The following is a 13,021-nucleotide window of genomic DNA, read 5'->3' on the forward strand; positions in this document are numbered from 1 at the left end:
AAACATTTTTAGCCTATCCTAAAACTAACAAAGAAGCGAGCGGTTGTCAAGTACCAAGTCCGAATATGGGGTACAGCAGACCCTGCGGGACTTTGATAGGGGCGTTCTCTTTCTCTCGTGCCACTGAGGTGAGGGGCCATCTGCGTGTTGAGGAGGAGATTGATTCAGGGGTTACACTCCTCGTAATGACAAACCGCCCCCTCGCCCCCGTGGGGAGAGGGCGGGAGGGAGGGGCAGGGTCGCTTGACTGGGAAAGTGGGCGGAATACATTTCGCGCGACCGGGGAGTACCAGTCCGCAGCGCACCGCCCCTCGCCCCCGTAGGGAGAGGGAGGGTGGAGAGGAGCCATACACCTAGTCGCTCCTTAATCTGCGGTACAATGCAGACAACATACCTAACAGCCGTCGAAGGAGGGGAGTCGCATGGCGCGCAAGCCAAGCCAGCTCGAATTCGCCGTGATTGGTCTTGGTCGATTCGGACGCAGCGTTGCCCTGAACTTGATCGAACGCGGCCACACCGTGTTAGGCATCGATCGCGATCCAAACATCGTCCAACAATTAGCTGACCGCATGACACAGGTCGTTGCGCTCGATTCGACCAACGAAGATGCACTGCGGGCGGTTGATATTTTGTCCTTCGACACAGTTGTGGTCGCGATCGGGTCGCAATTTGAAGCCAACTTGATGACCACCGTCGCCCTGAAACAACTAGGGGTTAAGCGTGTCGTGTGCAAGGCGCTTAATGAACGCCAACAGTATATCTTGACCAGAGTCGGTGCCGATATGGTTGTGTTACCTGAACACGAAGCCGGCGCCCGGCTGGCGTGGCAACTTTCGGAACCGCACCTGCTTGAACACCTAAACCTTGGACACGGCTTCAGCGTAGCAGAAGTCAAAGTGCCAGCGCCGCTGGTGGGGCAAACGTTGATGCAAAGCGGGTTGCGCCGGCGCTACGGGATCAATGTCTTGGCAGTGAAGCAAAGCGACAACAAAATGCTCGTCACCCCACCGCCAGACTATGTCTTTCGCCGTGACGACCGGATGCTCATTATCGGCTCTGATGCGAATATCAGTACGTTCTGCGATTTATCGTCATGATCTCACTTCCTACTAGCCGTTCCCTTAACCGCTTACGGCGCAGACCCATCCCGCCGCCACTCAGACTCGTCGGCGGTTTAGCTCTGTCGATAGCAATCGGCACCGGGTTGCTCTTAATACCGCTCAGCAGTACCCGACCATTATCCTTCATGGAGGCGCTCTTCACGGCCACCTCTGCGCTGAGCGTCACCGGCTTATCGATTATTACACCGGTACAAGACCTTTCATTCATCGGGCAGATTCTGCTGATGCTGCTGATCCAAATCGGCGGTGTCGGCTTTATGGTCGTCGCCGTGATTATTTTTCGTCTCCTTGGCCGGCGGATCAGCTTTACCGACCGGCTGGCGCTGAGCGATTCGCTCGGTCTTCTTTCGCCAGCAGCAATTTTAAGCCTTACGAAACGGGTGCTGATTACCGTCATCACGATCGAGGCCATTGGCGCGGCGATGTTGTATTTGCACTGGCGTACCGATCCGCGCCTCAGTGAAGGGCAGGCGCTGTTTTATGCACTGTTTCATTCGGTCTCGGCATTTTGTAACGCCGGCTTTGATCTCTTCATCGGCACTCCCGGCTTTGCAGATGGCCTCCCCCGCGATAGTGTGACCCTCTTTGTGATGGGGGCTTTGATCTTTTTAGGTGGTCTCGGTATTCCGGTAGTCGCCGATTTGACTTCGTATTTCCAAGGACACAAATTCTCATTGCATACCCGTATTACCCTGCTCGTAGTCACGATCCTCGTCGTTGGTGGGTCAGTTGGTCTCTGGCTCAGCGAAGGGTTTGATACCGATGGTGCTCTGCATAACGAACCCCTCGCTCGCCAAATCATTGTCACGACCTTCCAATCAATTTCAGCTCGCACGGCTGGCTTTTCTGGCATTGCCAATTTTGAGGAACTGACGCCGGGCAGTCAACTGCTGTTGATCACGCTGATGTTCATTGGCTGTGCGCCCGCCTCGATGGGCGGCGGCATTACGACCGGCACCTTTGCTGTGCTCTCTATTTCGCTCTGGAGCTATGCCCGTGGCCTACCCACTGCGCAGTTTAGTGGACGTAGTCTCGCGACCGGTATGGTGCGGCGTGCGGCTGCAGTGTTGACGATTTCGCTCTTTGTCGTGCTGCTCGCCACGTGGCTCATTGTGACAACCCACGATACCACGCTCGACCGTGCCGTCTTTGAAGTTGTGTCGGCTTTTGCCACGTGTGGGCTATCATTGGGATTGACTGACGAACTTAATCCCATCGGTCAGTTGGTGATCATTGCGGTGATGTTTTGGGGCAGATTAGGCGCTCTTACGATCATCAGCGCCATCGCTCGACCAAATACGTCGCCGCAACACGTGATCTATCCAGAAGAGCAGATTCTGATCGGGTAATATACTCACCGAGAACATCACCACATGCGCCATCTTTACCTTCATATTCCATTTTGCCATCGTCGCTGCTCGTACTGCGATTTTAACACCTACGCCAACCTAGAGCATCGGATTGCGGCGTATGTTGATGCGCTCTGCGCCGAGCTAGCCATGCTGCGCGAGTATCTCCCACCATTGCCGATCTCTGCTGAAGCAGCGGCGTTACGACCGAGCATCTTCTTCGGCGGCGGCACACCGAGTATGCTCACACCGGCCCAGATCGAGCGCATCTTGCAGGCGGCAGCAGCAATTGTGCCCTTAGAGCAGGCCGAAATCTCGCTCGAAGCCAACCCCGGCACGGTGTTGGGGCGCGATTACCTGCGCGATCTGCGCGTGCTGGGCATCAACCGGCTGAGCATGGGCGTGCAAAGTCTGCACGATCCAACCTTGCGCATGCTCGGACGCATCCACACCGCTGCTGAGGCACGCGCTAGCTATGAAGATGCTCGGCGAGTGGGATTTGAGTCGATCAACCTTGACTTTATCTTTGGCCTGCCCGGACAAGACTTGGCTGAATGGCGGGCCACCTTGCAAGAGGTGATAACGTGGGATGTCGATCACTTCGCACTCTACTCGCTGATTCTGGAAGAGAGCACGCCGCTCTATGCGCAAGTAACGGCGGGGCGCTTGCGCGTACCTGATGACGATCTGACCGGCGCGATGTACGAGTTAGCGATGGAGCTGCTTGGCAACGCGGGCTACCGTCACTACGAGATTTCAAATTGGGTTCGTTCCCACCCCGCTGACCGACCTGATGCCCCACCCACACTGGCCTGCCAGCACAATCTCGCCTACTGGCTCAACAGCGACTACCTCGCCGCCGGCGCTGGCGCGCACGGTCACGTCTTCCCACAACGGTACGCCAATCTGCGCCCGATCGATGGTTACCTCGCTGCGGTACAGGCCGGACGCCGCCCAATCGCCGAGACCATCCCGCTCACCAAGGCCGATCTCGCTGCTGAGACGATGTTCATGGGGTTGCGGCTCGATATCGGTGTCAGCTTCAGCCACTTCGCGGCCCGGGTTGGTCAAGCGTTAACCGACATCTATGGTACGACACTGGCCGACCTAAGCGCACAGGGGTTGATCACAATCGAGAGCGAGCGGGTACGGTTGACCGAGCGTGGGCGGATGGTAGGGAATAAAGTATTCGCTCACTTTGTGTGATAGCATCGCGCTAGCGCACAATGCCTCTGCATACCAACCACTGCTCAGCAAAAGAGGGTCATAGGCAAGCAATTTCTCGCTTGACACAGCTATTTGCCGCAGCCTCACAATCGTGTTATAATCGCGCACAACGTTCGCTTGCGCCATGGTGCGTCGGCGAACTTCAGATGCTCATCGAGATGGGCTGAGGGACTGGCCCGATGACGCCCGGCAACCCCCGTCAGGGAAGGTGCCAAATCCAGCGGCAATGGACAACATTGGCCGGAAGATGAGAGGAACGACGTGATTATCGGAGCCTCTCGCCGCGCGAGTGGCTCCATCTTATTGCAACGCCTATGGAACTCCGCACTGTCTGGTGGGAAGATGATACCGTTCGCCTGATCGACCAGCGCAAGCTGCCGCACACGTTTGAAGTGGTGCATTGCACCGAGTTAGCCCACGTCGCCCATGCGATTCGCAGCATGCAAGTGCGCGGCGCGCCGGCGATCGGTTGCACTGCTGCCTACGGGATGGCATTGGTTGCCCGCCAGAGCAGGGCTGCTACTCCAGAGGCGCTGCTCACCGAGCTGCAGCAAGCGAAGGCAACCCTCGACGCTCAACGCCCGACCGCAGTGAACTTGGCATGGGCAACGACGCGCATGCTGCGCCGGGCCGAGGCGGTTGCGGCAGAAGGAGCAGACGCGATCAAGGCGGCGCTACTCGCTGAAGCTGAAGCTATTTACGCCGAAGACCTCGCGATGTGCCACGCCATCGGTGATCACGGTGCGCCGCTGATCCCACCTCGTGGCCACGTGCTCACCCACTGCAACGCCGGTGGCCTCGCCACTGCCGGCTACGGCACCGCGCTGGCGCCGATCCGCACTGCCTTCGCCCAAGGCCGCCCGATCCACGTCTTTGTTGATGAGACCCGCCCCTTCTTGCAAGGTGCGCGCCTGACGGCGTGGGAACTGTTGCAGGCCGGCATTTCGCAAACCTTGATTACCGACAATATGGCTGCTTTCATGATGCAACGCGGCCTCGTTGATTGCGTGATCGTCGGCGCTGACCGCATCGCCGCCAATGGCGATGTTGCTAACAAGATTGGCACCTACGGGTTAGCCGTCTTGGCTCGTTATCACAACATCCCCTTTTACGTCGCCGCCCCCTCCTCCACGATTGACCTCGCTACCGCCAGCGGCGCTGAGATACCGATTGAGGAGCGCGATCCCGCCGAAGTAACCCATATTGCCGGCGTCGCCATTGCACCGCACGGCGTTCAGGCTGCCCATCCAGCGTTCGACGTAACACCGCACGAGCTAGTAACGGCCATTATTACTGAACGCGGCGTGGTGCAGCCACCGTTCATCGATGCTCTCCGACACCTTGCGAGCGGATCATGAGTGGCTTTGGCGCATTTCAACCGGCTTGCCGGCCCCTGCTGCGCGGCGGGTTGCCGCATAACAATCCGGCAATGGTTGCCCAGTTGATCTGCCAGTATCTGCCGCAAACGCCGGCATGGCCGTTGCCGCCGCCGCGCACGCTGGCCGAGACACCGTTTGCGCTGGCGGCGCAGGGGTTGCCCGGCGTGCAGATCGATGTTGAACGCGACCGGCTAGCGGTTGAGCACGAAACCCTCGAACGTGATGCCGCGCAAGTCGGCCTCGCCTACCTTCGCGGCGATGCTCAGTTTGCTGCACTGAGCGGCCCGGCAGTAACGGTGCTGGAAGAAGTCTTGCGCCGGCTCAATACCGAAGAACGGCAACCGCTGTTGCTTAAATACGAAACGATCGGCCCGGTGAGTCTCAGCTTGGCGCTGACTGATAACCACGACCGGCCACTGGCCTACGAACCGGAATGGCGCGAGCTACTGCTCTATCTGTGCAGCTTGCGCGTCGCATGGCAGCACGAACAGGTGCAGGGTTATGCCCTGCGTCGGCTGGCCATGATCGAAGAGCCGTTCCTCGATGCGCTGTCAACGCCGCTCTGCCCGCTCACGTGGGAGGATGGACTCGATCTGCTCAACCGGTTGCTGGCCGATCTGCCGAGCCGCCGCGGTCTCTTTCTGAGCGGCGGGGTGCAGTGGGCAGAGGTGTTGCATCTGCCGGTTGATGTGATCGGCTGTCATCTCGCTGACCACCTGCAACCGCTGCTGGCTGCCGCGACGCCGCTCGCCGAATTTCTTGCCGATGGCGGATGCATGGCTTGGGGCGTGGTGCCGGCGGAAGCGCGCCTGCTCGCCAACGCGCAGAGTAGCGAGCTGCGCGATCAGACGTTGCAGGCGATGCGGCAGATCGCCGCAACCACCGGCGTTGATACGGCAGTGGTGCAGCGCCAATCGTTTATTTCGTTCACTGGTAGCCTAGCCTACCTTAACCCGGCCCAAGCCGAACAAGCCTTACAGCTCTGCGCCGAGACGGCGCAGTTAGTCCAACAAGCGGTTGGTTTTACCGAGATATAACATTGGTCTCCCGCTCATCGCGGGGTATGTAGAGGAGTACGTACCGTGAAGATCGTGGTCACCGGCTCGCTTGCCTTCGATTACATTATGGATTTTCCCGGCTACTTTAAGGATTTTATGCTGAGCGACAAAGCGCATATTATCTCGGTCAGTTTTTTGGTCGACTCGATGCGCAAGTTGCGCGGCGGCGTCGCCGGGAATATTGCCTATAATTTGGCGCTGCTCGGCGAACGACCACTCATCGTCGGCGCCGCCGGCCACGATTTCGGCGCCTATCGCGAGTGGCTTGAAGATCGAGGCGTAGACACGAGCGGGATTACGATCATCGAGCACGAGTTTACCTCCTCTTGCTTTATTAATACCGATCAGGCCAATAATCAGATTGTCGCGTTCTACGCTGGCGCTATGGGACACGATCACCACAATTCCCTCTTGGACCGCGGCTTGACGGCTGATGATTTGGTGCTGATTTCACCGACCAACCCCGACGCGATGCGCCGGTTCGCCCGCGAATGCCAGCAGATGGGGGTGCCCTATATTTTCGATCCGGGCAAGCAGACGCCCCGCCTTGACCCTGACTTGCTGGAAGTTGGCTTGAAAGGGGCGCGAGTGTTGATTAGTAACGACTATGAGTTTGGCATGATGGCGAAGTGCCTTGGGATTAGCGAACCCGAATTGATCGGCCAAGCGCCGATTACGGTGGTAACACGCGGGGTTGATGGTTCGCAGATCTATGTTGATGGTCAACTCGCTGCCCAGATTCCAATCGCCCCCGTTACCGAGGTACGCGATCCGACCGGCGCCGGTGATGCGTATTTGGCCGGGATTGCGTTTGGGTTGGCACGCGGCTTGCCGCTGGAAATGACCGGCCGGATTGCCGCGCTCTGCGCTGCCTACGCGATTGAAGAGCGCGGTTGCCAAGAGCATCGCTTTACACTGAGCCAGTTTGCCAACCGGTACCGCGCTGCGTTTGGCCACGATTTGCCGCTCGACGTCTTCTCGCTGCAGGAGGCGGCATGAAGTGGGGCATTCTTAGCGCTGGCCGGATTGCCCGCCGCTTTGCCGGCGCGCTTACTGCTTCAGCGACTGAACAGGTGGTGGCAATTGCGGCCCGCGATGGCGAGCGCGCCACGGCGTTCGCCGCCGACTTCGGCATTCCGCGCGCGTATAGCAATTACACCGCGCTGCTAGCCGATCCGGAAGTTGAGGCAGTCTATCTTGCGTTGCCCAATAGCCTGCACGCCGAATGGTCAATTGCGGCGTTGCAGGCCGGTAAGCACGTGCTCTGCGAAAAGCCAATGGCGACGACGCTGGCCGATGGGTTGGCGATGGTGGCTGCGGCGCAGGCTAATCGACGGCTGTTGATGGAAGGGTTTATGTACCGCTTCCATCCCCAGACGATCACCGTGCAACGCTTGTTGGCTGATGGCGTTATCGGCGAGGTACAGCAGGTACGTGGCAGTTTTGGCTTCCTGCTCGACGATACAACAAATATTCGGCTCAATGCCGACTTAGGCGGCGGTGCGCTTTACGACATCGGCTGCTACCCGCTGAGCTATGCCCGTATGGTCTTCGGTTCACAACCACGCACAGCGAGCGCCTTTGTCAACGGTGCGCCTATCGATTTCAGTCTCAGCGGTCTGCTGCGCTTTGATGGTGATCGCCATGCCACTATCACGTGCAGCTTCCGCAGCGCGTGGAACCAGCGGGTTGAGATTATTGGCGACGCTGGCTGGATCCATCTTGAACGTCCGTTTAACCCGACCTCCGAACAGGCGACGAGCATCGCTGTGGCCCGTGGCGGTCGCCACGTTACTGTCGAAACAATCACCATTCCGCCTGCCGACCACTTTCAGTTGGAGGCGGAAGGCTTCGCGCGGCTCGCTGCCGCCAGTGAACCCATTCCCGCTATCGGCGCCATGCCGCTCACCGAGTCACTCGACAATCTCGCCGCGATGGAGGCGCTGTTTACCAGCGCCCACACAGCAACCCATTCCGTTATTCGTGCATCAGCGTTCGTACCGGAGTGGCCGGTAGGAACGCTCACGACATCCTAGCAAAGGAGCGATTACACCGTATGACTGCCAGTTACGACGTAAAAGACCTCAGCCTCGCTGAACAGGGCCGCAAGCGCATCGAGTGGGCCGAGAAAGAGATGCCGGTGCTGCGCTTGATCCGCGAGCGCTTTGCCCGCGAGCGACCATTGGCTGGCCTGCGCATTAGCGCCTGTCTGCACGTCACCACCGAGACCGCCAATCTGATGCGCACACTGGCCGCCGGCGGCGCCGATATTGTGCTCGTTGCTTCAAATCCGCTGAGCACCCAAGATGACGTTGCCGCAGCGCTGGTTGCCTATGAAGAGATTCCAGTCTTTGCCATCAAAGGTGAGAGCAACGAGGTCTACTACAGCCATATCCGCGCCGCGCTCGACCACAATCCGCAACTGACGATGGACGACGGCGCCGATTTGGTGACCGGTGTGCTGAAAGATCGGCCCGACCTGATCCCGCACATGGTCGGCAGCACCGAAGAGACGACTACCGGCGTCATCCGGCTCAAGGCAATGGCCAAGCAGGGCGTGTTGCCCTTCCCGGTGATTGCGGTCAACGACAGTGATACCAAGCACATGTTCGACAACCGCTACGGCACCGGGCAAAGCACCCTTGACGGCATCATCCGCGCCACCAACATCCTGCTTGCCGGCAAAACGTTCGTGGTCGCCGGCTACGGCTGGTGCTCGCGTGGTATTGCCGAACGTGCGCGTGGCCTCGGCGCAAACGTGATCGTCACCGAAATCGACCCGGTGAAGGCGCTCGAAGCAGTGATGGACGGCTTCCGAGTCATGCCAATGGAGCAGGCAGCAGCAGTGGCTGATTTCATCGTCACTGCCACCGGCAACAAGCACGTGATCGACAGCAACGCCTTTGCCGTGATGAAAGACGGCTGCGTGATCGCGAACAGCGGCCACTTTAACGTCGAAATCAACATCCCGGCCCTCGAAGCGATGAGCGTTGAGAAGCGTCAGCCCCGCGCTTTTGTTGATCAGTACATTTTGCGCGACGGGCGAGCGATCAATCTGCTTGGCGAAGGCCGCTTGATCAACCTAGCGAGCGCCGAGGGGCATCCAAGTGCGGTGATGGATATGAGCTTCGCCAATCAAGCCTTAGCCAGCGAGTTCTTACTGCGCAACCAAGGCAAACTACCGGTAGGCGTACATGCATTGCCCAAAGAGCTGGATCGCGAAATTGCAGCGTTGAAATTGGCGGCAATGGGGATCACGATTGACACCTTGACCGCCGAACAAGAGGCGTACCTGAATTCGTGGCAAGAAGGAACCTAGTAGGAGTACACGACCGTGCGCCCTACCCACGGTCGTGCGCCCGCATCCGACCGGTCGGCCCGTGCCGGTGCGGTGCCGACCAACACAAATCGTGAGGATTTGTACAGTAGCAGAGGTTGACTATGGCAAACACCTTCATGAACTCGCCACGCTTCTACTTCACCAGCGAAAGCGTGAGCGAGGGGCACCCCGACAAGATGTGCGACCAGATCAGCGATGCCATCCTCGATGCTTTCCTCAGCCATGATCCAAAAGCACGGGTTGCGGTCGAGACGGCCACCACCACTGGGTTAATCGTCGTGTTGGGTGAAGTGACCTACGAGCGCGGCTACATCCCAATCGAAGAGATCGTGCGCCGCACGGTGAAAGAGATTGGTTACACCAATGCCGAATACGGCTTCGATGCCGACACCTGCGGCGTGATGGTCGCTATCCATGGCCAATCGCCCGATATTGCTCTTGGTGTAGATAAGGCGTTAGAAGCCAAGATTGGCGCCATGCAAGACGACGTGGAAGCGGTGGGCGCTGGCGATCAGGGCATGATGTTCGGCTTTGCCTGCGACGAAACGCCTGAACTGATGCCGGCGAGCATTGCCCTCGCGCACCGGCTCATCCGCCGACTCGAGCGCGTGCGGAAAGACGGCACCCTGCCCTACCTGCGCCCCGACGCCAAATCGCAAGTCACGGTTGAATACAGTTTCGGCAAACCGGTGCGCGTCGATACCGTCCTGATCAGCAGCCAGCACGCGCCTGAAATTACCCAAGAGCAGATTCGAGCTGATCTGATCGAGCACGTGATCAAAACCGAAGTCCCAGAAGCGTGGCTCGACTCACAGACCAAAATCTTTATCAACCCAACCGGTCGCTTCGTAATCGGCGGCCCCATGGGCGACAGTGGCCTCACCGGTCGCAAAATCATCGTTGACACTTACGGCGGTGTTGCCCGCCACGGTGGTGGTGCGTTCAGCGGCAAAGACCCATCGAAAGTTGACCGTAGTGCCGCCTACGCCTGCCGCTGGGTCGCCAAGAATATCGTCGCCGCCGGCCTTGCCCGCCGGGTTGAATTGCAGGTTAGCTACGCCATTGGCGTGGCGCGCCCGCTCTCGCTCAGCGTCGAAACGTTTGGCACCGGCGCAGTGCCCGACGAGGTGATTCTCAAGGCAGTCAACGAAGTGTTCGACTTGCGGCCCGGCGCGATTATCCGCGACCTTGACCTGCGCCGCCCGATCTATCGCAAAACGGCCGCTGGCGGTCATTTTGGCCGCACCGACATTGACTTGCCGTGGGAGCGTACCAACCGAGTTGAGGAACTACGCCGCGCTGCGGGGTTGTAAACGCGAAGGACACGAAGGGGTTATCGCAAAGGCGCAAAGCACGCGAAGGACACGAAGGATTGTGAGAGGGAGTGATTGCACGCTTATCCCTTGTCTTCCACTTCCTTACGCCTTCGCGTCTTTACGTTTAACGTTCCCAGCGCCTTTGCGTCTTTGCGTTAACAAGGAGTGTTTCAATGACCGCTGCATTGCGCTGGCGACGCATTGCCAGAACGTTGTACGACTACGCCCTCCTTACCATCGGTGCGCTGCTCAGTGCGACTGCTGTCCGCTTCTTTCTTGTGCCCAATCAAGTTGTAACCGGTGGCATCACCGGCGTTGCCCAGCTCCTCAACACATTTCTTGGTACACCAGTCGGTATAGTCGTCCTCATCTTGAATGTACCCTTACTCATTGCCGGCTGGCGTTACCTCGGCGGAGCCGTGTTCGGCGCGCGCACACTCTACACAGTCGTCGTGATGTCACTCGCCATTGACGGCCTTGCCCCCTTCGCTCGCTCCATCACTAACGATCCCTTGCTATATAGCCTCTACGGCGGTCTCATCGACGGACTAGGGATTGGGTTAGTCCTGCGCGCTCGCGGTACGACCGGTGGAAGCGATATTCTGGCGCGCTTAATCGAACGGCGTTTTAGCATTCAACCGGGCCGCAGCCTGCTCGGGTTCGACACACTCGTCTTTACCGCTGCCTTATTTAGCTACGGGCCTGAAAAGATACTCTATGCACTGTTGGTGGCATTTACCGCTAGCCGCACCATCGACACCGTATTGGCGGCCGGCAAGGGCGCACGACAGGCGCTAATCATCACCTCAACCCCAGACCCCATCCGACAAGCAGTCCTTACCCGCTTAGGACGGGGTATCACCCAACTCGAAGGCATTGGCGGCTATACCGGTGCCAGCCGAGCCGTACTGTTGTGTGTTGTCGCCCGCACCGAAATTGGAACGCTCAAGAACATTATTGCCACTGCTGACCCGGCTGCGTTCGTGATTGTCGGCGAGGTTGACGAGGTGATTGGGGAAGGGTTTGGGATGGCGTAACGAAACCCTGTTTCGACCCCACTCACCAACCTAATATTCGACAGCGCTCACGGCCACCACCGCCCCACATCGGCAATGGCGCGGGCTACTTCTGCCACTGCCTTCTCACCGCCCAACGCCGCGATGACCGGCGTCAGTGTGCGCAGATCGGTGAGCAGATCGTGGCGGCGACGCTGCGCCAAGATTGGCAGCGTCTCAGCCCAGCTCTTATAGAGCCGGGCACGGGGCAGTTCGATGAGGTGCGGCGCCAGCGCCTTCAGCTCCTCGGCGCGCACATCTTCCCACTCAATCGCCCGCGCCGCCGCCAGCGCCTCCTGCCACACTGTCACCTGCTCTGCCGCCGGCAGGTGCGGCGCCAGCGCCTTTTGCGCCTTTGCGCGCCACCACTCATCCTCAATCGCCCGCGCCGCCGCCAGCGCCTCCCCCAGCAATCCCGCCGGCAGGTGCGGCGCCAGCGCCCTCAGCGCCGAGGCGCGCGACCGCTCATCCTTAATCGCCCGCGCCGCCGCCAGCGCCTCTTGCCACACCGTCACCTGCTCCGCCGCCGGCAGGTGCGGCGCCAGCGCCTTCAGCGCCTCGGCGCGCGCACCTTCCCCCTCAATCGCCCGCGCCGCCGCCAGCGCCTCCCCCAGCAATCCAGCCGGCAGGTGCGGCGCCAGCGCCTCCAGCGCCTCGGCGCGCGCACCTTCCCCCTCAATCGCCCGCGCCACCGCCAGCGCCTCCCCCAGCAATCCTGCCGGCAGGTGCGGCGCCAGCGCCCTCAGCGCCTCGGCGCGCCACCGCTCATCCTTAATCGCCCGCGCCGCCGCCAGCGCCTCCTGCCACACTGCCACCTGCTCCGCCGCCGGCAGGTGCGGCGCCAGCGCCATAAGCGCCTTAGCGCGCTTCTCAGCATCCTTAATCGCCCACGCCGCCGCCAGCGCCTCCCCCAGCAATCCCGCCGGCAGGTGCGGCGCCAGCGCCTCCAGCGCCAAAGCGCGCGACCGCTCATCCTTAATCGCCCGCGCCGCCGCCAGCGCCTCCCCCAGCAATCCCGCCGGCAGGTGCGGCGCCAGCGCCTCCAGCGCCGAGGCGCGCGCATCTTCCCACTCAATCGCCCGCGCCGCCGCCAGCGCCTCCTGCCACACCGTCACCTGCTCCGCCGCCGGCAGGTGCGGCACCAGCGCCCCCAGCGCCGAAGCGCGCGACCGCTCA

Annotated in this window: 11 protein-coding genes and 1 riboswitch; of the genes, 10 read left to right on the forward strand and 1 reads right to left on the reverse strand. The window is 60.1% G+C overall.

Going from position 1 to position 13,021, the window contains the following annotated elements; translation table 11 throughout:
- Positions 1-422: 422 nt before the first annotated feature.
- The 10 genes from Q1A59_RS03575 (at position 423) to Q1A59_RS03620 (ending at position 11,827) form a co-directional block, all read left to right on the forward strand.
- The gene (locus Q1A59_RS03575) at positions 423-1,097 is read left to right on the forward strand and encodes a TrkA family potassium uptake protein (protein WP_298408165.1); all 675 of its coding nucleotides are present in this window, start codon (positions 423-425) and stop codon (positions 1,095-1,097) included.
- Complete coding sequence (locus Q1A59_RS03580; RefSeq protein WP_298408161.1) at positions 1,094-2,470, forward strand: TrkH family potassium uptake protein; 1,377 nt, start codon at positions 1,094-1,096, stop codon at positions 2,468-2,470. The genes Q1A59_RS03575 and Q1A59_RS03580 overlap by 4 nt, the downstream gene beginning before the upstream one ends.
- A gap of 24 nt (positions 2,471-2,494) precedes the next feature.
- A complete protein-coding gene (hemW, locus tag Q1A59_RS03585) occupies positions 2,495-3,676 on the forward strand; it encodes a radical SAM family heme chaperone HemW (protein ID WP_298408159.1) in 1,182 nt (393 codons plus the stop codon).
- A 168-nt stretch (positions 3,677-3,844) separates the two neighbouring features.
- Positions 3,845-3,951, forward strand: a riboswitch (SAM riboswitch).
- 60 nt (positions 3,952-4,011) lie between these two features.
- The gene (mtnA, locus tag Q1A59_RS03590) at positions 4,012-5,055 is read left to right on the forward strand and encodes an S-methyl-5-thioribose-1-phosphate isomerase (protein ID WP_298408156.1); all 1,044 of its coding nucleotides are present in this window, start codon (positions 4,012-4,014) and stop codon (positions 5,053-5,055) included.
- Positions 5,052-6,113: a hypothetical protein gene (locus tag Q1A59_RS03595; RefSeq protein WP_298408147.1), complete on the forward strand. Its 1,062-nt coding sequence runs from the start codon at positions 5,052-5,054 to the stop codon at positions 6,111-6,113. Before mtnA ends, Q1A59_RS03595 begins: the two co-directional genes overlap by 4 nt.
- A gap of 45 nt (positions 6,114-6,158) precedes the next feature.
- Positions 6,159-7,133 carry a carbohydrate kinase family protein gene (locus Q1A59_RS03600; protein ID WP_298408144.1) on the forward strand — a complete coding sequence of 325 codons (975 nt, stop codon included), beginning with the start codon at positions 6,159-6,161 and terminating at the stop codon, positions 7,131-7,133.
- Positions 7,130-8,170, forward strand: coding sequence for a Gfo/Idh/MocA family protein (locus Q1A59_RS03605; protein ID WP_298408141.1), 1,041 nt, complete (start codon positions 7,130-7,132; stop codon positions 8,168-8,170). Before Q1A59_RS03600 ends, Q1A59_RS03605 begins: the two co-directional genes overlap by 4 nt.
- Before the next feature lie 20 nt (positions 8,171-8,190).
- Positions 8,191-9,453, forward strand: a complete 1,263-nt coding sequence (gene ahcY / locus Q1A59_RS03610) for an adenosylhomocysteinase (protein ID WP_298408138.1) — start codon at positions 8,191-8,193, stop codon at positions 9,451-9,453.
- Between the two features lie 122 nt (positions 9,454-9,575).
- Positions 9,576-10,787, forward strand: coding sequence for a methionine adenosyltransferase (metK, locus tag Q1A59_RS03615; RefSeq protein WP_298408135.1), 1,212 nt, complete (start codon positions 9,576-9,578; stop codon positions 10,785-10,787).
- 176 nt (positions 10,788-10,963) lie between these two features.
- On the forward strand, positions 10,964-11,827 hold the full coding sequence (locus Q1A59_RS03620; protein WP_298408132.1) for a YitT family protein: 864 nt from the start codon (positions 10,964-10,966) through the stop codon (positions 11,825-11,827).
- 47 nt (positions 11,828-11,874) lie between these two features.
- Here the strand turns inward: Q1A59_RS03620 and Q1A59_RS03625 are convergent.
- Positions 11,875-13,021: apoptotic protease-activating factor (locus tag Q1A59_RS03625; RefSeq protein WP_367280890.1), on the reverse strand; the 1,147-nt coding region annotated here is incomplete at its 5' end.

The sequence above is a fragment of the uncultured Chloroflexus sp. genome (assembly GCF_937951745.1).
Lineage (GTDB): Bacteria > Chloroflexota > Chloroflexia > Chloroflexales > Chloroflexaceae > Chloroflexus.

What these genes read in the sequence shown, in the direction of transcription:
- mtnA (WP_298408156.1), top strand. Translation starts at nt 4,012, where the DNA reads ATGGAACTCCGCACTGTCTGGTGGGAAGATGATACCGTTCGCCTGATC.
- Q1A59_RS03605 (WP_298408141.1), top strand. Translation starts at nt 7,130, where the DNA reads ATGAAGTGGGGCATTCTTAGCGCTGGCCGGATTGCCCGCCGCTTTGCC.
- ahcY (WP_298408138.1), top strand. Translation starts at nt 8,191, where the DNA reads ATGACTGCCAGTTACGACGTAAAAGACCTCAGCCTCGCTGAACAGGGC.
- Q1A59_RS03620 (WP_298408132.1), top strand. Translation starts at nt 10,964, where the DNA reads ATGACCGCTGCATTGCGCTGGCGACGCATTGCCAGAACGTTGTACGAC.
- Q1A59_RS03580 (WP_298408161.1), top strand. Translation starts at nt 1,094, where the DNA reads ATGATCTCACTTCCTACTAGCCGTTCCCTTAACCGCTTACGGCGCAGA.
- metK (WP_298408135.1), top strand. Translation starts at nt 9,576, where the DNA reads ATGGCAAACACCTTCATGAACTCGCCACGCTTCTACTTCACCAGCGAA.
- hemW (WP_298408159.1), top strand. Translation starts at nt 2,495, where the DNA reads ATGCGCCATCTTTACCTTCATATTCCATTTTGCCATCGTCGCTGCTCG.
- Q1A59_RS03575 (WP_298408165.1), top strand. Translation starts at nt 423, where the DNA reads ATGGCGCGCAAGCCAAGCCAGCTCGAATTCGCCGTGATTGGTCTTGGT.
- Q1A59_RS03595 (WP_298408147.1), top strand. Translation starts at nt 5,052, where the DNA reads ATGAGTGGCTTTGGCGCATTTCAACCGGCTTGCCGGCCCCTGCTGCGC.